Source organism: Pediococcus sp. M21F004 (assembly GCF_051122535.1).
In the GTDB taxonomy this organism is placed as follows: Bacteria; Bacillota; Bacilli; order Lactobacillales; family Lactobacillaceae; genus Pediococcus; species Pediococcus inopinatus.
Genome location: NZ_CP177314.1, coordinates 1,781,031 through 1,805,450, shown reverse-complemented (window position 1 = coordinate 1,805,450; position 24,420 = coordinate 1,781,031). Strand labels below are relative to the sequence as shown.

At 40.1% G+C, this 24,420-nt stretch carries 18 protein-coding genes and 3 tRNA genes; 6 read left to right on the top strand and 15 right to left on the bottom strand.

Going from position 1 to position 24,420, the window contains the following annotated elements; translation table 11 throughout:
- Nucleotides 1-61: 61 nt before the first annotated feature.
- The 7 genes from ACLHK8_RS08970 to ACLHK8_RS08940 all read right to left on the bottom strand — a co-directional run bounded on the left by ACLHK8_RS08970 (nucleotide 62) and on the right by ACLHK8_RS08940 (nucleotide 8,879).
- Nucleotides 62-147, bottom strand: a tRNA-Leu gene (locus tag ACLHK8_RS08970).
- Nucleotides 148-212: 65 nt separating this feature from the next.
- Nucleotides 213-674 carry a SprT family protein gene (locus ACLHK8_RS08965; RefSeq protein ID WP_063698374.1) on the bottom strand — a complete coding sequence of 154 codons (462 nt, stop codon included), beginning with the start codon at nucleotides 672-674 and terminating at the stop codon, nucleotides 213-215.
- Nucleotides 675-682: 8 nt separating this feature from the next.
- On the bottom strand, nucleotides 683-2,854 hold the full coding sequence (locus ACLHK8_RS08960; protein WP_057773545.1) for a Tex family protein: 2,172 nt from the start codon (nucleotides 2,852-2,854) through the stop codon (nucleotides 683-685).
- A 356-nt stretch (nucleotides 2,855-3,210) separates the two neighbouring features.
- Nucleotides 3,211-3,648: a hypothetical protein gene (locus ACLHK8_RS08955; RefSeq protein ID WP_057773547.1), complete on the bottom strand. Its 438-nt coding sequence runs from the start codon at nucleotides 3,646-3,648 to the stop codon at nucleotides 3,211-3,213.
- Nucleotides 3,649-3,665: 17 nt separating this feature from the next.
- The gene (locus tag ACLHK8_RS08950; protein ID WP_063698376.1) at nucleotides 3,666-6,326 is read right to left on the bottom strand and encodes a cation-translocating P-type ATPase; all 2,661 of its coding nucleotides are present in this window, start codon (nucleotides 6,324-6,326) and stop codon (nucleotides 3,666-3,668) included.
- 246 nt (nucleotides 6,327-6,572) lie between these two features.
- A complete protein-coding gene (gene nadE, locus ACLHK8_RS08945; protein WP_057773550.1) occupies nucleotides 6,573-7,394 on the bottom strand; it encodes an ammonia-dependent NAD(+) synthetase in 822 nt (273 codons plus the stop codon).
- Nucleotides 7,395-7,406: 12 nt separating this feature from the next.
- Nucleotides 7,407-8,879, bottom strand: coding sequence for a nicotinate phosphoribosyltransferase (locus ACLHK8_RS08940; protein WP_063698378.1), 1,473 nt, complete (start codon nucleotides 8,877-8,879; stop codon nucleotides 7,407-7,409).
- A 115-nt stretch (nucleotides 8,880-8,994) separates the two neighbouring features.
- Between ACLHK8_RS08940 and ACLHK8_RS08935 the strand changes: the two genes are divergently transcribed.
- Complete coding sequence (locus ACLHK8_RS08935) at nucleotides 8,995-9,720, top strand: WecB/TagA/CpsF family glycosyltransferase (protein WP_057773554.1); 726 nt, start codon at nucleotides 8,995-8,997, stop codon at nucleotides 9,718-9,720.
- Between the two features lie 68 nt (nucleotides 9,721-9,788).
- Here the strand turns inward: ACLHK8_RS08935 and ACLHK8_RS08930 are convergent, their stop codons facing one another.
- Together ACLHK8_RS08930 and nagA are read right to left on the bottom strand one after the other, a co-directional pair.
- A complete protein-coding gene (locus tag ACLHK8_RS08930) occupies nucleotides 9,789-10,490 on the bottom strand; it encodes a GntR family transcriptional regulator (RefSeq protein ID WP_063698380.1) in 702 nt (233 codons plus the stop codon).
- A 63-nt stretch (nucleotides 10,491-10,553) separates the two neighbouring features.
- Nucleotides 10,554-11,699 carry an N-acetylglucosamine-6-phosphate deacetylase gene (gene nagA, locus ACLHK8_RS08925; protein ID WP_057773557.1) on the bottom strand — a complete coding sequence of 382 codons (1,146 nt, stop codon included), beginning with the start codon at nucleotides 11,697-11,699 and terminating at the stop codon, nucleotides 10,554-10,556.
- A 223-nt stretch (nucleotides 11,700-11,922) separates the two neighbouring features.
- On the opposite strand from nagA, the gene ACLHK8_RS08920 reads away from it, so the two are divergent.
- Together ACLHK8_RS08920 and ACLHK8_RS08915 are read left to right on the top strand one after the other, a co-directional pair.
- Nucleotides 11,923-12,981 (top strand): LLM class flavin-dependent oxidoreductase, encoded by a 1,059-nt coding sequence (locus ACLHK8_RS08920; RefSeq protein ID WP_063698382.1) that lies wholly within the window; start codon nucleotides 11,923-11,925, stop codon nucleotides 12,979-12,981.
- Nucleotides 12,975-13,658: an NADPH-dependent F420 reductase gene (locus tag ACLHK8_RS08915; RefSeq protein WP_156486351.1), complete on the top strand. Its 684-nt coding sequence runs from the start codon at nucleotides 12,975-12,977 to the stop codon at nucleotides 13,656-13,658. The genes ACLHK8_RS08920 and ACLHK8_RS08915 overlap by 7 nt, the downstream gene beginning before the upstream one ends.
- A gap of 54 nt (nucleotides 13,659-13,712) precedes the next feature.
- Here ACLHK8_RS08915 and proC read toward each other — a convergent pair whose 3' ends face one another.
- Entirely contained in the window at nucleotides 13,713-14,510 is a 798-nt protein-coding gene (gene proC / locus ACLHK8_RS08910; RefSeq protein ID WP_057773564.1) for a pyrroline-5-carboxylate reductase, read from the bottom strand.
- 245 nt (nucleotides 14,511-14,755) lie between these two features.
- Here proC and asnB point away from each other — a divergent pair, with 245 nt between their 5' ends.
- From asnB to ACLHK8_RS08895, 3 genes are read left to right on the top strand one after another with little or no spacing between them, the layout of a single operon-like run.
- A complete protein-coding gene (gene asnB, locus ACLHK8_RS08905; protein WP_063698386.1) occupies nucleotides 14,756-16,633 on the top strand; it encodes an asparagine synthase (glutamine-hydrolyzing) in 1,878 nt (625 codons plus the stop codon).
- Between the two features lie 2 nt (nucleotides 16,634-16,635).
- Nucleotides 16,636-17,850 (top strand): aspartate kinase, encoded by a 1,215-nt coding sequence (gene dapG / locus ACLHK8_RS08900; protein WP_063698388.1) that lies wholly within the window; start codon nucleotides 16,636-16,638, stop codon nucleotides 17,848-17,850.
- Between the two features lie 27 nt (nucleotides 17,851-17,877).
- Entirely contained in the window at nucleotides 17,878-19,371 is a 1,494-nt protein-coding gene (locus tag ACLHK8_RS08895; protein ID WP_063698390.1) for a UDP-N-acetylmuramoyl-L-alanyl-D-glutamate--2,6-diaminopimelate ligase, read from the top strand.
- A gap of 61 nt (nucleotides 19,372-19,432) precedes the next feature.
- On the opposite strand, the gene ACLHK8_RS08890 is transcribed toward ACLHK8_RS08895, so the two are convergent.
- The 5 genes from ACLHK8_RS08890 to ACLHK8_RS08870 form a co-directional block, all read right to left on the bottom strand.
- Nucleotides 19,433-21,481 carry an amylo-alpha-1,6-glucosidase gene (locus ACLHK8_RS08890; RefSeq protein ID WP_063698392.1) on the bottom strand — a complete coding sequence of 683 codons (2,049 nt, stop codon included), beginning with the start codon at nucleotides 21,479-21,481 and terminating at the stop codon, nucleotides 19,433-19,435.
- Nucleotides 21,482-21,620: 139 nt separating this feature from the next.
- Nucleotides 21,621-21,692 (bottom strand) — tRNA-Gln (locus ACLHK8_RS08885).
- 9 nt (nucleotides 21,693-21,701) lie between these two features.
- Nucleotides 21,702-21,784, bottom strand: a tRNA-Tyr gene (locus ACLHK8_RS08880).
- Between the two features lie 107 nt (nucleotides 21,785-21,891).
- A complete protein-coding gene (locus tag ACLHK8_RS08875) occupies nucleotides 21,892-22,713 on the bottom strand; it encodes a metallophosphoesterase (RefSeq protein ID WP_063698395.1) in 822 nt (273 codons plus the stop codon).
- 135 nt (nucleotides 22,714-22,848) lie between these two features.
- On the bottom strand, nucleotides 22,849-24,348 hold the full coding sequence (locus ACLHK8_RS08870; RefSeq protein WP_063698397.1) for a peptide MFS transporter: 1,500 nt from the start codon (nucleotides 24,346-24,348) through the stop codon (nucleotides 22,849-22,851).
- Nucleotides 24,349-24,420 lie beyond the last annotated feature (72 nt).

The window sequence follows — 24,420 nt, the reverse complement described above, 5'->3', positions numbered from 1 at the left end:
ATCTGATTAAACAAAAAAGTCCATGGATTCTCAAAAATGAGAACTCATGAACTTTATTTTATGCACCCAAGAAGATTCGAACTTCCACCGGGAGAACTCCCGACAAGATCCTTAATCTTGCGCGTCTGCCAATTCCGCCATGGGTGCAACAAAACTATTACCTAAACTATCTTAGCAAATATCGGTAATAGTTACAACCTTTTTTCTCGAAATCACTTGCGTAAGGTTTGAATTAGCCGCAATTGACCGCCACATTTACCACATCGATATTTTTTTAAATCAATATGCCGTTTCCGATGATATTGCAGCCCACACTGTTGGCAACGATACACTAGTTGCATCCTACTCCGTGAGCTGGCCTGCACTGCTGGCGCAAACCGAGACCCATGCACCTGTGCCAATAACTGTCTAAAATCTGAATTCCGGTGTTGATACCCATGATGGGTCAGGTGAAGATGATAATGACACAATTCGTGTCTTATAATTCCCACGAGTGTAGACAAATCATGTTCGGATAACATTTTGGGATTGATATCAATATCATGTGTCTGTAATTGATAGCGTCCCCCGGTTGTCCTTAATCGCTGATTAAAAAAAGCATGATGTTTAAATTGGCGATGAAAATCTGACAATGAAATTTTTTCCACCAATTGTTGCAATTCAGTATCTGTCATCGCACTGCTTATTCGTTTGGATCAAGCATTGTGAGTTGGATTCGGTGGCGATCTAAATCAACACTCTCCACCCAAACAGTCACAACATCTCCAACCGAAACAACTTCACCTGGATTCTTAATGAATTTCTTCGTCAATTTTGACACATGAACAAGACCATCTTGTTTCACACCGATATCCACAAACGCTCCAAAATCAACAACGTTGCGCACCGTTCCTTGGAGTTTCATGTTAACTTTCAAATCTTGTAAAGTTAAGACGTCACTTCGCAGTAATGGTGCTGGCATGCCGTCTCGCAAATCACGGCCTGGCTTTTTCAAACCAGCGATAATATCTTCTAAAGTTTCTGGGCCCACTTCTAATTCTTGGGCAGTCTCGGATACGTTTAAACGATTCAAGGCTTGGACTGCTTCATCGGTACCGATCTGGTCTAATTTCAATCCAACCATCCCTAGTAACTTTTTAGCGACTTTATAACTTTCGGGATGAATATCCGTATTGTCCAAACCATTTTTCCCTTGCACAATCCGTAAAAAACCAACCGATTGTTCATAAGCTTTCGGTCCTAAACGAGGAACTTTCTTCAACTGATTTCGGGCTTCATAACTCCCGTTTTCATCCCGCCATGTCACGATATTTTGAGCTGTCGTTTTGGTCAAACCAGAAATATGTTCTAACAGTTGTGGACTGGCTGTGTTTAAATTAACTCCCACTTGGTTAACGGCTGTTTCGATGACCGTATCCAATTGATTGGTTAATTCTTTTTGAGGCACATCGTGTTGATACTGACCAACCCCGACCGCTTTTGGATCAATTTTGATTAGTTCAGCAAGTGGATCTTGTAACCGACGGCCAATACTAATGGCACTTCGTTCTTCAACATGTAACTCCGGAAAAGCATCGCGAGCCGCTTTACTAGCAGAATAAACCGAAGCACCAGCCTCATTAACAATCACATAATAAATTTTACGGGGCATTTCTTTTAAGATATCTGCCACAAATTCCTCTGACTCCCGACTAGCGGTTCCATTACCAATGGCGATCATCTCAACTTGGTAGTCTTCCAAGAATTTTTTAAACTCGCCTGCAGCCGCCTGCCGTTTGGTTGCGGAAGCTGGTTTATGTGGATAAATCACCTTTTTAGCCAAGAATTTACCATTGGGATCCATAATTGCTAATTTACAACCTGTTCGATAAGCGGGATCAAATCCCAGCACAACTTTTCCTTTAATCGGTGCTTGCATCAACAAGTGATACAAATTTTCGCCAAAGACATTGATTGCCTGGGTATTGGCCTCTTCACTTAGCTCATTTCGCAACTCACGCTCGATTGCGGGTCCCATAAACCGCTTGTAGGCGTCTTCGTAAGCTGCCTGCAAATAAGTTGTTGCAGGCCCTTCATGACTACCAATAATACGAAAATGAAGATATCGCATAATCGCAGCTTCGTCCACTTTGATTTGAGCCTTCAAAACGCCCTCTTTTTCACCACGGTTAATCGCCAAAACTCGATGAGACACCATGTTTTCAAGCGATTCATCAAAATCATAATAAAGTTGATAAACACCTTGCTCGTCTTTTTCTTTTCCTTTAGATTTTACTTGTGAACTAAAACGACCATTTTTACGTGTATAGTTTCGAATCCAATCCCGAAATCCGGCGCTATCACCAAAAGCCTCAGCTAAGATTTCATGGGCCCCAGCAAATACATCGTCTTCCGTTTCTACTTCTTGATCGGCGTTAATAAATTCACTGGCTTTTTGTTTTAAGTCAGTTTGTGGGAAGGTTAATAGCCAAAAAGCAAAGGGTTCTAGTCCTTGCTCTTTGGCGATTGTCGCCTTGGTTCGTCGTTTTTGTTTGTAAGGTAAGTAAAGATCTTCAACCGTCTGAATCTTGTCAGCGGCCTTAATCTGTTTTTCCAAAGTAGTGGTTAATTTATCTTGTTCAGCGATTAGCTTTAAAACATCATCGCGTCGTTTTTCCAAAGTTTCTGCGCGGTTATAACTGCTTTGAATTTCACGAATCTGAACCTCATCTAAGCTGCCGGTCCGCTCCTTACGGTAACGCGCAATAAAAGGAACCGTGTCCCCTTCATCAAGTAATCCCAAGGCAGCATGAATTTGCTTGGGACGGATATCTGTTAGTTGTTTTTCAATGATCTTTACAATTCTATCTTCCAAAAAATTTCCACTCCAAACTAAAACTTTAAATTCTCCATCAACGTTAAATACATACAGGTTCAAGTATATCATGAAGTACGCAAGGGAACGAAAACAAGTCAATCAAAACATAAAAAGTCTCCACTGATTTTAGGCTGATTCTCTTCAAAAACAATGGGCTCAGCCGCGAAATTTTTGTTGGTGCTTTAGCACTTACAAAAAGACCAGCCTTTAAGACGCTTTGTGGCTTAAAGCTGTGTCCGCAGCGTTCCAGCCCAATTGTTTTTGAAGAGAACCAGCAAAACCACAACCAAAAAGAGATTCAAAAACGGCAAGCCGTTTTTAAATCTCTTAATCGATTTTTTTTAAATTGTACCCTAACCAACCATTAAATTCATGATCCGCTCAAAACTCTTTGAAACAGCATCTGTATCTTTATCCTGATCTTGTTCGGATTGAGCAAACGCAGCCGAATCCAAACTGCGATTTTCTTCATCAATGCTTTCTAACATTTTTGCGCAATCATCTGCATACGTTTGATAAGCAGAAACGAATTGCTTGTGACGCCCTAAAACTTGAACAGGTGGTTTGGCATTTTTTAAGGTTTGTGCATTTTTTTGATACAGATCGACAGCTTCCTTAAAATTGCTCACAATTTCATGTAGGTCTCGTTCGCCCAATGAATCAATTCCTTTTAAAGCCTGGGTTTTCTTTAAATTTTGGAAATAAGGATCAACTTGACCGCCCATTTCTTCTGTTGAATCCATAACTTTTCCAATCAGGTTCACATATCCTTGTGGATTTACTTTTCGCACGCTATTTCTCTCCAATCTTATTTAGCAAAACGACGTTGAAACCATTTGACAATTTCAACAATCACTATAATTGATACGGACGCACCACCAACGATTGCCCACTGGTGAACATCTAAATGACTTACGTGGAAAATATCATTTAATCCTGGCACAACAATTGTAGCTGCTAATAGTATAAACGATAACACAATTGACCAGTTAAAGAATTTATTTTTTAAGGTTGTCGCACTGAAAATTGATCCATGAATCGATTTTGAGTTAAACGCATGGAAAAGTTGAATTAATCCTAAGGTTGCAAATGCCATGGTTAAGGCATCCGCATGTGCCTGTGCTTCAGAAGCGTGAACTGGGAACCAAATAGCAATTCCGTACACAGCTAAGGTAATAATACCTTCCAAAAGTCCTTGATAGATGACGTTTGTGGCAACCCCACCGGACAAGAAATTACTCTGACGGCCGCGCGGTTTTTGTTTCATGACATTTTTTTCAGAAGGCTCTAATCCTAACGCAATTGCTGGGAAAGTATCTGTGACCAAGTTAATCCACAAGATATGCACAGGTGCCAAGATTTGCCAACCCATCATGGTCATCACGAACAGCGTCAAAACTTCTCCAAGGTTAGCTGACAGCAAGTACTGGACCGCTTTTTGAATATTGGCAAAAACTTTACGGCCTTCTTCAACAGCAATAACGATGGTTGAAAAGTTATCATCAGCGAGGATCATATCACTGGCACCCTTGGAAACTTCAGTCCCGGTAATTCCCATTGCAATTCCGATATCAGCTTGTTTCAAGGATGGCGCATCATTCACACCATCACCAGTCATCGCCACAACTTTACCTTGTTTCTGCCAAGCGTTCACAATGCGCACTTTATGTTCAGGCGCAACTCGGGCATAGACGGAATATTGTTTTACCTTTTTCGCAAAAGTTTCATCATCCATCGCGTCTAAATCTGATCCAGAAATCACAGCATCTTCTTGACCTTCTTCGATAATTCCCAGACGTTTGGCAATGGCCGAGGCCGTATCGCGGTGATCTCCAGTGATCATCAAAGGACGAATTCCGGCTTGTTTTGCTTCTTCAACCGCTTGTGCCACTTCTGGTCGCTCGGGATCAATCATCCCGATCAAACCAGCAAAAATTAGTTCTTGTTCAACCACTTCAGATTTCAAAGTTTCAGGAATTTCGTCGACAATTTGATAAGCAAACCCTAGAACTCGAATGGCTTGGGTTGCAAGTTCATGATTAGTATCCAAAACCAGCTTTCGTTCTTTGTCGTCCATTGGCTTGATTTCTTCGCCAGATTCAAACAAAGTCGCTCGTTGTAGTAATTCATCAGGAGCTCCTTTGACCGTTTGTAAATAACGGCCATCTGCTAGCTTATTATAGGTAGACATTAATTTTCGTTCTGAATCAAATGGCACTTCCGCCACACGTTCTTCAGATTGAACTAATTGGTCCACATCTTCTTCTTTATCCAAATTAAACTGAATCAAAGCTGTTTCTGTTGGATCACCAATTAAACCATCGTCAGTTTGTTTTGTATCATTATTTAATACCATCAACTCAAACAAATGATTATAAGGATAATCCTTAATCTGTAAATCATGAGCATCATGCAATTCATTATTTACAAAAACTTTTTCAACGGTCATTTTGTTTTGGGTTAATGTTCCTGTTTTATCAGAAGCAATAATTTCAGTGCCACCCAAGGTTTCAACTGCTGGCAGTTTTCGAATGATGGCATGTCTTTTTGCCATGCGCTGTGTTCCTAACGCTAAGGTGATTGTCACAATCGCAGGTAACCCTTCTGGAATTGCCGCAACTGCCAAAGAAATAGCGGTCAACAACATATTAATTAAGGTCTCTTCCCCACGGACCATTCCGACAATAAACACAATCACGGCAATGACTAAAATTAAACCAGTAAGAACTTTACTTAATTGATTTAAATTCTCCTGCAGAGGTGTGGTGTTTTCTTCGGCGTTATTAATCATGTTTGCAATTTGGCCAACCTGGGTTTGCATCCCTGTTGCCACGACAACCCCACTACCACGGCCGTATGTCACGTTACTATTCATAAACGCCATATTGAGTTGATCCCCAATTGGCAATTTTTCATCAGTTAAAACGGCAGTCTTTTTTTCAACTGGCACAGATTCACCAGTTAAAGCTGATTCTTCCATCTTTAAACCCGCTGATTCGAGTAAACGTAAATCTGCAGGAATAATGTCGCCAGCTTCTAAAAGGACAATATCGCCCGGTACGACATCTTCGCTTTTGATGGTCACCACTTTACCGTTGCGCTTCACATGTGCTTGGGGAGCGGATAATTCTTTTAAGGCATCAATGGCTTGCTCAGCCTTGGCTTCTTGAAAAACACCAAAGATCGCATTTAGCACAACCACCAGCAAAATAATAATGGCATCTACACCTTCACCTACGAACACCGAAACCAGCGCCGCGGCAAGTAAGACGATAATCATTAAATCTTTAAACTGCGCAATAAATTTTTGCAGCAAATTCGTGTTTTTCTTGGCCTCTAGTTGGTTTTTCCCGTGCTCTTCCAAGCTTTTTGAAACTTGAGCATCACTTAAACCCTCTTGAGAACTATTTAACGTTTTTAAAACGCCCTCAGTTTGCTGATTATAAAAATTACGCTTTGTGTCCTTCATATGTTTCCTCCTTATATTTTCGGCATACCCGAATCTTTAAAAAAAGACCCGTGCATGCCCACACTAAAATGTGAACATCCACGAGTCTCACTTTTTCAGGCAACACCAGATTTATTCTTGCTGATGACGTTGCCGCAGAAATAACTGCTAGTTACTCCCTCATGATTTGTTGTAAATTTATTATAACTATAAGCACAGGTAATAGCAAGAGATTATCTCTCATAATTACATTAGTCTTAAAATTATTTAAAACTGATCATAGACCGTATATGGTAAATGACGTTTATGAGCGGTCTTTTGATACCAATTTTCGATCTTTTCAGCTGCTTTCTCATCAATATCATGACCTTCGAGATAGTTATCAATATCATTGTAAGTCACGCCCAAAGCTACTTCATCAGGTAAGGCTGGTCGATCATCTTCCAAATCAGCCGTTGGCACTTTTTCATAAAGATGTTTAGGAGCTTCCAAAGCCGCTAAAAGTGATTTGCCTTGCCGTTTATCTAATCGCCAGATTGGCGTCACATCAGCCCCACCATCACCAAACTTAGTATAAAAACCTGTAATGGCTTCGGCGGCGTGATCGGTACCAATCACAATCCCGTTGTTTGCGCCGGCAACCCCATACTGAGCGATCATTCGTTGGCGAGCTTTAATATTACCTTTATTAAAATCAGTAATGGTTAGATCGTTAGCTTCAAGCGCAGTTACCATGGCATCTGCAGCGTCTTTAATATCGACTCGTTTCACCTGATCAGCTTGCATAAATTCGATAGCTTCCATAGCATCAGACTCATCCGCTTGGACGCCATATGGTAACCGAACCGCGATAAACTGATAACTATCATTACCAGTTTCAGCACGCATTTCTGTGATTGCCATTTGAGCTAGTTTGCCGGCGAGAGTTGAATCCTGGCCACCAGAAATGCCTAACACCAAACTTTTAATAAATGTATTTTTCTTTAGGTAAGCCTTCAAGAAATCGATGCTGCGACGAATTTCGACCTCCGGATCAATTTCTGGCTGAACCTTTAAGCTTTTAATTATTTCTTGTTGTAATTCGCGCATCTCTTAGCCTCTCTATTCATTAATCTTTGACGAATTGACAAAATCTCGAACGCCTTTGATACTTGCCATTTTGTGATCATAGCATTCTTGTGATAAATCAACTGGATAGTCCTGAGGATTTAAATCACGTTTATACTCATCCCAAAGTGAATCTAGCATGTCGCGAGAATAAGCCTTAATATCTTTTAATTCTGGTAATTTATAAACTAACTCACCATCTTTAAAAATTTCATGTAATAATGGCCGTGCATTAAAGTCACTGACCGTTTTATTAATGTATGTGTAATTAGGATGGAACATATAAATAGAATCTTGTTCCTGCGGCTTTTCATCCCATAAGGTAATATAATCACCTTCTGATTTGCCATCCCCATTTTTAGAAATTCGCCAGACCTGTTTTTTACCAGGAGTAGAAACTTTTTCAACGTTATTCGAAAGCTTAATGGTATCCACCATCTTACCATCTTCACCTTCAATAGAAACCATTTTATAAACGGCTCCTAAGGCTGGCTGGTCATAGGCTGTAATGAGTTTGGTTCCGACTCCCCAAACGTCAATTTTAGCACCTTGCATCTTTAAATTTTGAATGGTTTTTTCATCTAAATCATTAGAAGCATAGACCTTCGCGTTTGGAAAACCAGCTTCATCTAGCTGCTCACGCACTCGTTTTGAAAGGTAGGCCATATCACCACTATCAATTCGCACGCCTAAGAAATTGTTCTTATCGCCACGTTCTTTAGCAACCTTAATCGCATTCGGCACACCGCTTTTTAATGTGTCATAGGTATCAACCAAGAAAACACAATCATGATGGGTTTCGGCGTATGCCTTAAATGCGTTGTAGTCGTTGCGATAGTATTGAACCAACGCATGGGCATGGGTTCCACTAATTGGAATTCCAAATATTTTTCCTGCCCGCACGTTACTAGTCGCATCAAAACCGCCAATATAAGCGGCCCGGGTTCCCCAAACAGCCGCACTCATCTCTTGAGCACGCCGAGTACCAAATTCTAGCAACGCATCACTGCCAACCACGGATTTAATCCGGGAAGCTTTGGTTGCAATCAAAGTTTGATAATTTACAACATTTAAAATGGCTGTTTCGACTAATTGACAATCTGCCAAAGGTCCTTCAACTTGCATGATTGGCTCGCCGTTAAAAACCAAATCACCCTCTACAGCTGAACGAATGGTCCCTTTGAATTTAAAGTCCTTTAAATAAGCCAAAAAATCATCTGGATAATGTTCCGATTCCTTCAAATAAGCGATATCGGAATCCGTAAAATGAAGATTTTGAATATACTTCACTACGCGTTCCAAACCGGCAAAAATTGCATAGCCATTTTTAAAAGGCATATCACGGAAAAAAACTTCAAAAACGGCATTCTTATTACGAATTCCTTGTTCCCAATAAGTTTGTATCATGTTGATCTGATAGGCATCCGTATGTAACGTTAAACTGTCATCCGGATATTTTTTAGTCATGACGAGTGTACTCCTCAGTTATTTAATGTTTTAATTATATTAACAACGGTTGCACCTATTTTATCATTTTTTCACAGGTGCGTCATTTTCAATACCCGAAAGGATTAATTTTATTATGAATAAGCCATTTTCTAGCATCGAAATTCTAGGCATTCCATTCGCAAACACCACCCGTGATCAATTTGTGAATCAGTTACAAAAGCGAATTAATCACCACGAAAACACGTTCGTAGTTACCGCGAATCCCGAAATTGTGATGTACGCACAAAAAGAACCAAATTATCAAAAATTGATTTTAACGGCTGATTATATCTCACCAGATGGTATCGGCATTGTGAGGGCTTCTCATACGTTAAAGACTCCCCTCTCAGAACGGATTCCGGGCTACGACATTTTTATGGACCTTTTGAATTGGGCAAGTCAGAATCAAAAAAAGGTTTACTTTCTGGGAGCAAAGCCACAGGTTATTCAACAACTTAAATTAAAATTGACGAAAGATTTCCCTGGATTGAAACTCGTTGGCGCGCATGATGGCTATTTTAAATCAGAAACAGAAATCGTTGCGACAATCGAAAAGCAACAACCAGACATTATTTTTGTGGCCACAGGATTTCCTAATCAAGAAAAATTTATTGCTCGCAATCGCCATCTAACTAAGGGATTATGGATGGGTGTGGGTGGTAGTTTTGACGTCTTCGTGGGGGCCGTCAAACGTGCTCCAAAATGGTGGCAAACTCATCACTTAGAATGGTTTTACCGTTTAGTGACAGATCCGCGCCGTTTGAAACGCCAGCTTATCATTCCCCAGTTTATGTGGAAAATTCATCAACTTAAAAAATAACAAAAAATCGTGATCAACTTGGCATCCTAATTCAGGAATGCTAAGCTGACCACGATTTTTTGTTTTAATTAACGATTTAAGTAGAATTCGAAACGTTCGCCCACATATTGGGTACGCACGTACTCAAACGGTTTACCATCTTGTAAATAAGAAACTTGACGCAACCGTAAGATCGCATCCCCACGTTTGACCGAGAGATACTCAGAAATCTTTTCTGAAGCTAACATTGCCGATACCGTTTGCGTAGCTTTCCCCGGAACTAACCCAGCTTTTTTCTCCAAGGTTCCATAAAGCGAGCTTGTCACTTCTGCTTTACTGAAATCCTTAACCAGCTTTTCTGGGACTGTCGCTGTTTCAAAACAAATTGGTAACCCATCAGCATAGCGAATTCGTTCCATTCGCAAAACTAACTCACCGTCGCCTAATTCCAGCTTCTCGCTCTCGCTCATAGAAGGCTGGCTGGCATGGTATGAAATTGTCTTACTAGAAGGCTTTTTCCCCTGGGCGAGCATTAAGTCCGTGAAACTTGTGACACCAGACATTTTTTCTTGCACCTTTTGATTAGCCACAAATGTCCCTGAACCCACACGGCGTTCTAAAATACCTTCGTCCACCAAGGTTTGAATGGCCTGTCGTAAGGTCATCCGGCTCACGCCAAACTGATCAGATAGGTCACGCTCTGCTGGAATTCGATTGCCAACGGCCCATTTTCCAGCCTCAATTGATCGTTTTATTTCATTATGAATTTGAATATAAATGGGAGATCCCACGTCTCCACCTCCTATAAACGAGCTAATAATCCTATTATACCAACAAATTAAGCCGTTCGAAAATTATTTATCTGAATTTGAAAATTCGCGTCCATAACTGTAAGTTGCTAATTTGTTCAAGTTATCGTCAAACAAGTTTAAATCAGCATCCTTACCAACTTCAAGGGTTCCCTTACTGTCCAAACCAAATTCATTAGCTTGGTTTACAGAACTCATTTGAACGGCGTCTTCAATACTGCATCCCATGAATTTCATTGCGTTCTTGAAAGCATCCGTAAATTCAAGGACAGATCCTGCTAAAGTGCCATCAGCTAAACGAGCCTGCTTGTCTTTAACATAAACTTTTTGACCGCCAAGTTCACTTTCGCCTTCTGGCATGCCTTTTGACCGCATTGAATCTGTAACCAATTCAATTCGCTCTGGTCCCTTAACTTCGTATGCTAAACGCAACATGTCAGGAACAATATGGAATCCATCACAAATTAATTCTGCATAGATGTTATCTTCTAACATTACATGACCAGTCACACCTGGTTCACGATGTTTCCACTCACGTTGGGCATTGTATAAATGAGTTCCGTGACTGACTTTACTATTTAATAAATCTGCTCGTTTGGCATTACTATGACCAACTGATGGCACAATGCCATGTGCTAAACAGTAAGATTCAAATTCATCAGCACCCTTATCTTCAGGAGCCATAGTGATTAATTTAACTAAGCCATTTGCTGACTTGTTCCATTGTTCTAATAACTTAGTATCAGGATCTTTAATGTATTGTTCTGGTTGAGCGCCTTTGAAAGTAGCTGAAATGAATGGGCCTTCCAAATGCACACCTTTGATAACGGGATTAACCGCAGCAGCCTTGGTCACCCCTTTCATCGCATGATCAATATTTTCATTAGATTGCGTCATGGTTGTACAGAAATAAGTGGTAATTCCTTCTGTGCGTGTCATCTTAGTAACCATTTCATTAATTTGGTCTGCGTCACCATCCATGGCATCGAAACCATAGCCACCATGACTGTGAACATCGATAAATCCAGGTGTCACAATCGTTTCTGCAGCAAAATGGATTTCATCATCTGGCAATGGTCGGAATTCGCTCATTGGTCCAACGGCTTCAATTTGTTTGTTAAAACGAATGAATCCATCATCAATTTTTTCTAAACCAGTATAAATTGTGGCATGTTTCAATACAGTACTCATTAGTTAAAAATCTCCCTCGCCTTTATTTAAGTTCATTATAATCGGTATAGACCACAACTGCAAGTAGAAACTTTAACTTCACCCATTTTCCAGCAAATAATGCTATCAATCATATTCTTTCGTTTTAAAGTTAAAAACAATTGCTTTTTAGACCCAGATATAATACTATGATTGCAACAACTTACAAAAAGTAAGCAAAAAAATAAATAGAGGTGGACAACTTATGGTAGACGTAAATAAATTAGAATTCGGTATTGAAACTTTTGGCGATATCGTTGCCAGTGAAGATGGTAGTTTAAAGTCAGCAGCAGAGTCAATTCGACAAATTATTCACGAAGGTGAAATTGCCGATCAGTACGGCATCAACGTAATCGGTGTTGGTGAACATCATCGCCCAGATTACAGTGTCTCTAGTCCTGAAACAGTACTCGCAGCCATTGCATCAGTTACTAAAAATATTAAATTAGCCACTGCCGTTACTGTATTAAGTTCCGATGATCCAGTTCGCGTTTATGAGCGTTTTGCCACATTAGATGGGTTGTCCAATGGTCGCGCACAGGTTATGCTCGGTCGTGGTTCATTTACTGAGTCGTTTCCTTTATTTGGTTATGATTTAACCGACTACGATGATCTTTTCAATGAAAAACTAGAACTCTATAAACAATTACGAACAGAAAAAGCCGTGACTTGGTCTGGTAAATTCCGTCCTGCTTTAAAAGATCAGGAAGTTTATCCAAAAACTGAACATGGCGAATTAGAAACCTATATCGGAATTGGCGGTTCCCCAGAGTCAATTATCCGAGCAGCTCGTTTCGGCTATAAAGTTATTCTGGCCATTATCGGTGGGCAAGCCGATCGCTTCAAACCTTATATTGATCTTTACCACGAAGCAGCTAAAAAACTCAATATGCCAGAATATCCAGTTGCCGTTCATTCTCACGGCTTTATTGCTGACGACGAAGATGAAGCTGTCGAAGTCGCTTTTGAAAACATCAAAGCTAATTTTGATCGGATTGGTTTAACCCGCGGATGGGCCCCAATGAGTCGCGAACAGTTTGATGGTGAAACTAAAAATGGTTCGTTTTATGTTGGCACCCCTGAAGTGGTTGCACAACGAATCGCTAGGACAATTGATTTACTTGGTTTAGGCCGCTTCGATTTGGTTTATGGTGCCGGTAATCAGACCGTGGCCCAACGAGAACGAATGATTGAACTCTTTGGTACTAAAGTTATTCCGCGAGTTAAAGAAATCTTGCTCGAAAAGGAGGCCGCAAAATCATGACAATCAAACGAGTTGGTATTATTGGTGCCGGTAAAGTCGGGATTGTTCTAGCCGGACTTGCTTTAAACGCCGGTTATGAGGTCCGAATTTCTGGTTCCGGATCAGTCGAAAAAATTGCGCTCACAATTAAAACACTGGTTCCTGGTGCGATTGCTTCGGAAAATAAAGATGTGGTTGCTAACAGCGACATTATTATCTTGGCCATTCCCCTAAGCCGATATAAAAATATTGATGCTGATCTGCTTAAAGATAAATTAGTTATCGATGCCACAAACTACTGGTGGGAAACTGATGGGATTCGTGAGGAAGTTTTGGATGCTGATTCAACTTCCAGTGAACAAGTCCAGGCTTATTTTAAGCATGCAACCATCGTCAAAACTTTTAATCACATGGGCTATCATAATCTGCAAGAAGAAGCTGCTTCGAAAAATTCTTCTAAACGCAAAGCTTTATTTGTAACCGGAAATAATCACGAAGCGGTTGACAAAGTTGCTCAATTTGTTGAATCCATGGGTTTTGATCAAGTTGTCCATTATAACCTTGCTGATGGTATTATGACCGAGCCCGGCAGTCCCTTGTTTGGGGCTAGTTTAACCTATCAAGATCTCAAACAAACTATTGACCATTTTGATCAAACTGAATTCGGTAAAAAAATTGCCGCATCAAAATTAAATTAAGCATAATTAAAACACCTCTACGCATTTTGCATAGAGGTGTTTTTGTTTAAAAACTTATTCTTCGGTTTCTTTAGCAATCGTGGCATCAATCCCCTTCACAACGGAGGTCATAAACCCAGCTTCTTCCATTGCTAAGAAACCCGCCACTGTGGTTCCACCAGGCGAAGATACTTTATCAATTAATGCGGCTGGATTTTCATCGGCCGCCAACACCATTTTGGCACTGCCGTTAACCACCTGAGCGGCAATTTCAGTAGCTGCCTGTTTAGTTAGCCCGTATTTAACGCCTGCTCGCGATAAAGCATCAATAAAGAAATAGGCGTATGCCGGCGCACTTCCGGCAATTGCACCAAATGTGCTGAAATCGGCTTCCGAAATCTCCATCACTTTCCCGACCAATTCAAAGATATATTTTCCATTTTTTATAGGTGCCAGATTTAGATTGAGATTGCCGCTAGCAGCGAGTCCCGTCATCCCTTCACCAATTTCAACATTCACATTAGGCATGACCCGTAAAACCGGCCAATTTCCGATAATCGCCTGCATTTGTGCAATGCTTAATCCAGAAACCACTGATGCCAAGAGCTTCTTATCAGTTTGTAATTCCGCTTTGATTGATCGTAAAACTGCTTCTGCAATGGTTGGTTTAACTGCCAACACCACAACATCCGCTTTTTTAGCGACGGCTTCATTACTAGCTTCGATCACTAATTGATTTTGTTTCGCAAATGCTTCGTAGTGTTCAAGATGTCCACTATGCACAAGAATGTCTTCACCAGAAAAACCGGCTTTAACCATCCCTGTAATAATTGCCTTTGCCATGTTACCAACACCTATAAATCCAACTTTCATTTTGACACGCTCACTTTCGTTTTCTATATCTGTATTTTATCATGTTTTTTGTATATGTACCCTTCCATACTTAGCTTCGCACAACTTTTGGCAGATTTTAAACTTGATTTAATCTGTTTCCTTTATAGTTTTAACATAGCTCCTATAGAAAAATCTTTACTTACAATTAGGAAATTATATATATTTGATGACATCCAACAATCACAAGGCGTAAAATTAGGTTAAAAATAGGGGAGGTAACTTTTATGTGTGGATTCGCAGGTTGTTTAACAGACCGTTCTCTAACTAAAAAAGCTACTTATGATCAAACTGTCCATACCATGACGAAGATGTTGGTACATCGTGGACCGGATGACAGTGGTTATTTTTCAGATGATCACATTACCATGGGCTTTCGTCGCTTAAGTATTATCGATTTGGATGGTGGTCATCAGCCACTTTCTTACGATGACGAACGTTACTGGTTAACTTTTAATGGTGAAATTTATAATTTTATCGAATTACGTGAAAACCTCATTAAAGAGGGTTACACATTTAAAACAAAATCAGATTCAGAAGTTATCTTAGCTTTATACGCAAAATACCATTCTGATGCAACTAAATATTTACGAGGCATGTTTGCCTTTGTCATCTGGGATAAAAAGGAACAAACCCTTTTTGCAGCCCGAGATCAATTTGGCATTAAACCTTTCTACTACGCTATTCAAGATGATAACTTTTTCTACGCGTCCGAAAGTAAAGCCATTTACAAAATTTTGAAATCAAAAACATTTGATGAGGATGCGCTACAAGATTACATGACTTTCCAATTTGTTCCCGAGCCAGAAACGCTTACTCATGAAATTCAGATGTTAGCTCCAGGCTGTACGCTAACTAAAAAATTAGGCGAAGCACCTGTTATTAACCGCTATTTCCACCGCGAGTTTCATCCTGTAATTAAGCCGGAAGCGGATTATATCAAAAGTGTCCGTGATGTGCTGATCGATTCCGTCAAAATGCATATGCGTTCTGATGTGCCAGTCGGCTCCTTTTTATCCGGTGGAATCGATTCTTCAATTATTGTGGCCATCGCCAAAAATTTCAATCCCCACTTGGAAACCATCTCAGTAGGCTTTGAACGAGAAGGTTACAGTGAATTAGATGTTGCCCAAGAAACAGCCGAAAAATTGGATGTAAAAAATTACAGCATGATCATTACGCCGGAAGAATTTATGAAGATCTTTCCTAACTTTGTCTTTAGTATGGATGACCCGTTGGCTGATCCGGCCGCTGTCCCTCAATATTTCTTGGCTAAAGAAGCCGTTAAACACGTTAAAGTTGCTCTAACTGGTGAAGGCGCTGATGAGTTATTTGGTGGCTATACTATTTATCACGAGCCAGAATCTCTGCGGGCATTCAAATATACACGCCCCATCAATTCCGCCCTCAACCATTTGGCAAGATTAATTCCTGAAGGTGTTAAAGGGCGCTCATTTCTGATGCGGGGAACCACCCCACTGGAAGATCGGTACGTGGGCAATGCATTTATTTTTAATGAAACGGAAAAACATGCTTTCTTTAAAAATTATGACAACAAGCACCCATTTCAGACAATTACGAAACCTTTCTATGAAGAATCTAAAGCATATGATCCCATCACCCAAATGCAGTTCATTGATATGCACACGTGGCTAAATGGGGATTTGTTGCATAATGCCGATCGGACCACGATGGCTCACAGCTTGGAATTGCGGACACCTTTCGTTGATCGTGAGGTTTACAAAGTCGCTTCAACCATCCCTGCTGATTTACGAATTGCCCACGGCACGACCAAGTACATTTTACGAAAAGCGGCCGAAGGAATCGTTCCTGATCACGTTTTAAACCGTAAAAAACTCGGCTTTCCAGTTCCTATTCGCTTTTGGTTAAAAGACGAAATGTACGACTGGGCACGTTCAATTATCAATGAATCACAAACTGGTCAATACCTTAATAAAGATTATTTCTTGAAATTATTAGAAGACCATCGTAATGGCGTTCGCGATAATTCACGGAAATTATGGGCTGTTTTAACCTTCATGACATGGTACCGCCTTTATGTGGAAGCCCCCGTATTTGAACAACCTAAGGAGTTGTTAAAGTAAAAATGGATATAATCGTACAAAAATTTGGTGGGTCCTCTGTTAAAGACGAGTCAGCCAGACTCAAAGCGTTAAAACATGTGAAATCAGCTGTCCAACAAGGCAATAAAGTTATTGTGGTTGTCTCTGCGTTTAGAAGTCACGAGACTCCTTATGCCACTGATGCGCTTTTAAACTTGGTTCATGCTGAACAAACTAACCTTACAAATCGGGAACTCGACATGTTAATGTCCGTTGGTGAAACTATTTCTGCGACTGTCTTTACCGAACTCGCCTTAGAACAAGGGCTAAAAGCGATGACGCTGACTGGCCATGATGCTGGAATTATCACAAATGATGAATTTCAGAATGCCAAGATTTTAAAAGTTGATCCCCAACCTATTCAAAGCGCGTTTCAAACCGCGGATGTTGTGGTCGTTACTGGTTTTCAGGGTGCGACAAAGGACGGCCGCATCACAACGATTGGTCGCGGGGGCTCTGATGTATCTGCTGCAATTTTAGGTGCTGCCTTAAATGCCACTCGGGTTGATATTTTTACAGATGTTGACAGGATTATGACGGCTGACCCGCGCTTGGTCACCCATGCTCGCTGTCTTAAAACCATCAGCTACGAAGAGCTTGCCAACATGGCAGTGAACGGTGCGCGTGTGATTCATCCCCGGGCTGTTGAAATTGCAAAACAAGCTAACTTAACCATGCGGATTCGTGCTACTTATCAGCAGCCGACTGAATTAGGAACTTTAGTGACTAACCACGCTGCATCTGTAAAACACTACCGTTCTGTGACTGGGATTGCCCATCAAACCGATCTCACGCAATTTTCCGTTTCAACTGACAAAGTTTCATCTGCCGAAATTTTTCAACTGCTTGCGACCCACCAATTAAGTATCGATTTTATCAATATTTCCAATCATCAAGTTGTGTTCAACTTAGTCAACGGTGATGCCCCGCTTGCAGAAAATGTCTTTAAAAAGTCAGAGATTACCTATCAGGTCGTTTCAGATTGTGCAAAAGTTGCGGTGGTTGGGGCTGGAATATCTGGGACACCAGGAATTACCGCTCGGATTGTAACGACTCTGGCCGCCAACCATATTCATATTTTGCAATCTACCGATAGCTACACGACCATTTGGATACTAGTCAAACAAACAGATCTAAAAACGGCCTTAAACGTTCTCCACGATGAATTTTTAGGCGCTTATCAACAGGCAAAAGTTTAAAACAAAAATCCGAGGAGGGTTTACTCAATGAAAGTTACCAAATTAATTAACAGTTTAAAGTTCAAACAGGTTAAGCCAGCAATTACCAGTGATTTCGACGTCACTATGCTGACACAAGATACCCGTGAAGTGCAACCCGGCGCAATGTTTATCGCCGTGGATGGCTATCATGTGGACGGCCACAAACTAGCTCCTCAAGCTGTTGAAAAAGGTGCTGCAATCATTGTTGCCCAAAAACGGATCGACGTTTCTGTTCCTGTTATTTACGTTCAAAATACCGAACGGGCCATGGCAATTCTAGCGGATGTCTTTTATCAAGCTCCTAGTCAGTCAATGCGTATGATTGGCGTGACCGGTACAAACGGCAAAACAACCGTTACCCACTTGATCGAACAAATTTATCGCGACCAGCATCAAGCAACCGGACTTATTGGGACAATGTATCGTAAAATTAAGGATGAAGTTCTTCCAACCAATAATACAACTCCGGATGCAATTACCACACAACGTACCTTAGCCAAGATGCACCAAGCAAATGTTGAAACGGTCGCAATGGAAGTTTCCTCTATTGCATTAGATCTTGGGCGCGTTTGGGGAATTGATTTTGATATCGCTGTGTTTACAAATCTTACTCGTGATCATCTGGATTTTCACAAAACTATGGAAAATTACATTCACGCCAAAAGTCTCTTATTTTCCCAGTTGGGAAATAAGTATACTGCTGATGGTACAAGCAAAGTGGCTGTTTTGAACACAGATGATCCTGTAGGTCAGGAGTTTGAACAGTATACGGCGGCTCACGTGTTAACCTATGGATTAAATTCTGACGCGATGATTCACGCTCAAAATGTGCAGATTTTCAGTCATGGTACGGAATTTGACCTAGTAGTTTTTGGTGAAATTACGCATGTCACAATGAAATTAATTGGACAGTTTAACGTTTATAATATGTTGGCTGCATTTGCGGCTGCTTATGCTAGTGGTTTGCCTAAGGATCAGATTATCCAGTCTCTAGAAAAAGTTACTGGTGTCAAAGGTCGTTTTCAATCCATCCCCTCAGATACGGGTGTGCGAGTAATTGTAGACTACTCGCATACCCCAGACAGTCTTTTAAACGCGCTGAAAACTATTCATACGTTTGCCGAAAAAGATGTTTATTGCATCATCGGTTGCGGCGGTGATCGGGATCATGGCAAACGCGAACAGATGGCAAAAATTGCGGTTCAGGATAGTACCAAACCAATTTTTACTTCTGATAATCCCCGAACAGGGGACCCAGAAGCCATTCTTAAGGATATGATTGCCGGGGTTCCTGATGCCAATGTCCCAGTGTATGTAGATCGTCGTGAAGCCATTCAAGAGGCTGTTAAGGATGCTAAACCTGGCGATGTTATTTTAATTGCTGGAAAAGGCCACGAAGATTATCAAATTATTGGTAACACCAAGCACCACTTTGACGATAGCGAGGAAGCTGCAAAAGCCCTCGCGTTGAAACCAGTGTTGACTAAAAAATTAGTTTAATCTCAAAAAAGACTACGGATAGCAAACGTGTATGTTTCACGATGCGATCCGTAGTCTTTTTCTAATAAAGATCGTTAAAACTCAGTTTAAGTTGATGATCAGTAGGAATGGTAATTTGCTTATCTTGAACAAGCAGGGTTCCACCCTTTTTAGTTGCTTGAATCAGTAAATATTTATTTTTAGATTCAAGAGATACATAATCTCCTTTTTCACTAAGGGGAAACTTCGCGTTAAAATCACCTAACAGAGAGAGTTGGGGCTCAATTTCAAACGTTTTGTAGCCTGCCTGAGTGGGTCTTAAACCCACCAAATACCGACCAATTAAGTAAATTGGGCTTGCGCCCCATGCATGGCATAAACTTTTTCCATATTTATCCCCGTACATCGCATATCGAGCTGCTCCTTTTTCTTTTGGATCAAAGTATTCCCAAAACGTGGTTGCTCCGTTGTCTAACATACCACCCCAATAGGCTTTAATTGTATCCAACACATCTTGGTAACTCCCGACTTTGGCTAACGCCTCTAGTTCCCAAAATTTAAAATAAGGCGTATTGATGGTCGCAATTAAGGGATTTCGTAATACCTTCTTTACAATTGTTTGTGTTCTTTTTTCATCCACATAATCAAACAAAATGGCAAAGATATTCGCGTGTCTGGTGACGTGTCGTTTTCCTGACTCATAACTATCAATATAGGCTTGCTTTCCTTCATCCCAAAAATATTTATCAATATTTACTCGTAGTCGTTGATAAGTAGCTTCATATTCTTGAGCGTCTTGATTTAACAGCTTAGAAATTTTAATCACACTTTTTAAAGCTCGCGCCAAGACCATTTGTTCTGCACATAGAGCCCCTTCATGATCAAAATCAGCCCAATCAATATAAATCCAATCGCCTTTACGTTCATGAATAAATCCTAGTTTATCCGTTGCTTCAAGTGAAAAATCAATTAATTGTTTCATTTTTGGATAAACAGCCTCCACAAATGTTTTATCTGCAAATGTTTCATAATATAACTCAATACTAATTAACCAGTACATGGAATAATCCACAATGGTATCCAAGTGTTGCTTGATATCGAGCTCCCCGCGTAAACCTAGCACTGTCCGTTCGACAATTTCTTTATCAAAAAAGTCATACCGATTCATGTAAAAACACTGAAAAGCATCACCGGCCCAGACCCAACGATCGCGTTTAATTCCATCAATAAAAAAGATTCCGGAACACAGACGCAAGGTACGGTCCGAGACTCGCCAAATCTGATTTAGTTTAGAATCATGTGACTCAAAAGCCCCAATTTTCGGAAATTTAACAAATTCAAAATTCACAAATATTGTCCCAATATCATCCAAACTGGAAATATCAGGAACGTAGATGTAACGAAAGGCACGTAATTTAGTCGTAAATGTTTTGGTGCTTTCATCATAGGAACCATCTGGATCGTCGTGCATCCTAATTTCATGTTTTAAGTAAGCATCTGCAACATCCAAAGCTTCAGTGCGACTTTCCCCATAACACAATACCATCGTTTGAAATTGTTCAAAAAATTGAATCATAGTTTTAGCAGTTAGGTCATGCCCAAAATCTAATAAAGTCCCGCCATTAACAATTTCAATCCTTTTGGCATTCTGGATTTTATGTGAATATTCAAAATGCATTGGATTCTGTTTGCTATTCGTGAAAAACTGACTTGTTCCGGCAATTACATCGTCACCCAGAAAATTAGAAGCCTTCCAACTATGATCACTATAAATTTCCTTACCTTCAATAAATGCGCATGGCAACCCTGAAAGATTTCCAACGTAAATTTCGATCCGAAAATGACCAGCCGGACATGTCATTTGACTGCCCAAAATAAACTTCGTTTCCTGACTATCCTCCAGATTAATCAGCTTGCCATATCCCTTACCTTGAATGATAGTTGAAAACGTTTGTGCGTGATCAAACTGGAATTCTTTCCAAAAATAAACGTTATGATTCCAACCCGAAGTATACCAGTAAGCGGGCCAATTCATCCCCCGCTCTTCACGATCAAAGTTTTGTTTCATTGCTTGATAGATTTCAAAATCTCCATGATACCAGATCCAACTTGCCATATTTTTACCTTTCATATAAGTGACCTATTCACAATTTTAGACCACCTAATCCTATTTATCCGCTTACATATATTAAACCACTTTCTACAAATCTCTGTATAAAAAAACTGCTATATGACTAATCTAATGTCATATAGCAGTTTTTATTAATTTATTGGGCTAGATGGGATCGAACCATCGCATCTCGGGATCAAAACCCGATGCCTTACCGCTTGGCTATAGCCCATTCATAAAATGGAAGGGAGTGGATTCGAACCACCGAACCCGAAGGAGCGGATTTACAGTCCGCCGCGTTTAGCCAGACTTCGCTACCCTTCCCTATGAATTGCTTCAACGTTTGAAACGCATCCGACTAAAATATAATACCGAAAATCCAGACAAATATCAAGTCTTTTTAGCAAATTCGTTTAAAAAATCTTCAAAAATCATAATTCAAAGTAAGCTAATCGTGCTTGCCACTCTTCTAAAAACGTATTATGCTGCCATTCGTTGATCCTCTTATTATGATACCCCACTGCTTGGTCATAGTACACCGTTTCCGAAAATTTCTTTGGCTTAGGATGAATATGCATATGCCCAAATACCACAATTTCAGTCTTGAATTTTTCCAATAACTTCCCTAATCGTGCGCTACCCATATACGCATTAGCCATGTTCCAAATATTTCCCTCTGGGGCATACCGAATATAGTCACGCCGCGGAACAAAATGTGTATAGTATAAAACCCGTTTATGAGCCTTCTCAGCCATTTTAAGCTGTTTGGTACTCTCATCCAAAACCAAGTCCATTCGTTCACCATCGGTCATTGTTTGCTGAATAGCACCATCTATCCAGTACGCTCGTTTCCAAGTTTCAAAATTGGCGATGGTTTTATCTGGAAGATTATCAGCAAATCCATAATCATACCAGCCATTATTCCCGATCAGACGCCAATTTGTGCCAGGAATATCTAAAAATTGATTATGCATATAGCTAACATCTATTGTACTTTCAAGTTCAGCAAAAGTAACTCCTTGAACCATATCGTGATTGCCAGCAATAAATTTTACTAAAGTCTGTGATCCCAATTCCGCCTGCAAACGTCGCACGTAGGCTAGGCTTTTGCCAAAATCATTAAACAAATCTCCAGCAATCAAGTAAATTTCAACATTTTCATTGGCCAAATAGTCAGCCTGTGCTTTGATTGTTTCACTCACATCAAGCCGATTCACATCAAAATGGTTGTCACTAGTAACTGCAATTTTCATAATTTCACCTGTGCTTTTCAAAAACTGATTAATATTTAATTTTACGCTTAATTTTAACTAAAATCCCCTAAAAGACCTTGCCAAATAAAAAAGACCAGTCCTGTAAAACAGAAACTGATCTAGCTTTTTTAAAATTTAATTAATTCCAACCATCTTTGAAGAGATCCATCGCGACATAAGTAGCAACAAAAAGCCTACAACGATGCTCACAGCCCCAACAATTAAGAAGTAAGGAACTTCTGTGGCACTGGTGTAAAAACGCACAATCTGCGAATTAATGGCCTGTCCTGCAGCATCAGCTAAAAACCACATACTCATCATCTGAGAACTAAATGCTCTTGGCGCGAGTTTAGTCGTTACTGACAATCCAATTGGTGAAATCAACATTTCCCCAATTTCTACAATTGCCCAACTACCAACCAACCAAAGTGGATTAATTTTTCCAGCCGTTCCAAATAACATTCCTGGAAGGGCAATGAATAAATATGATAGTCCTGCAAAACCAAGTCCATAAGCAAACTTTCGTGGTGATGAAGGTTGTTTATTACCCATTTTAATCCACATCCATGCAAAGAATGGTGTGTAAAGCATAATGAATAGCGGATTTAAAGATTGAAATTGCGAAGCGGATAACGTTATGAAGCCCAAATGTAACTGAGTTCTTTGAGCCGCAAATAAGGCAAGAACAACTGACCCTTGTTCTTCAATAGCCCAAAAAATGACAGCCGCAATGAATAAGGGAATATAAGCCAAAAGTCTTGAACGTTCGATTTTAGTAACTTTATTACTAGAAAACATTAAAACAAAATAGACAATCGGGGTTGCAACAGCAATTACACTCAGCAATAAGACTACATTATCAATGTTCATAATGTTAGCAAGTTTCATTGCAACCAGAACTAATGCAAAAATCACTACACCAATTGCAACAGACCGCTCAATCTTGCGGGCATCTTTAGGTTCAATCGGATCTGATGGGTACAAACTATCTTTACTTAAGTATTTTTTACCACCCAAGTAATACTGTAGTAACCCAAAAAACATTCCGATGGCTGCAAGAGAAAAGCCTGCATGAAAGTTAACTTGTGCACCAACCCAACCAACTAATAATGGTGCAATCAAGGCTCCTAAATTAATTCCGAAAACAAAAATACTAAATCCAGAATCACGACGAATATCATCCTCTGTATACAGGCCACCAACCATTTCAGAAACATTAGGTTTTAGCAACCCAGTCCCAATTACAATTAAACCAATTGAAATAAATAACCCGGGAGCCCCAAATGGTAACGCAAGAGCAATGTGTCCAAACATAATGAAGATTCCGCCTAAAAATACGGTTCTTCTTGGTCCAAGAATTCGGTCACTCACAAATCCACCGATCACACTTGTAAGGTAAACTAATGAACCATAAATGGACATAACCGAAGCAGCTGTTACCTGACTAAAACCTAAACCACCCTTGGATATTGCGTAATACATATAGAAAAGTAGAATGGCACGCATTCCATAGTAACTGAAACGCTCCCACATTTCCGTAAAGAACAATGTTGATAGCCCTCTTGGTTGTCCAAAGAAGGACTTATCATTGCTTACGTCGCTTTTGTTATTCAATTTATTTCTTCCTCCAAACATCTCTTGGTAATTAAAACTGATTGTTTCTAGCAGTATTGCTTCCCAAATTCTCCTAAAAACAACAAAAGACAC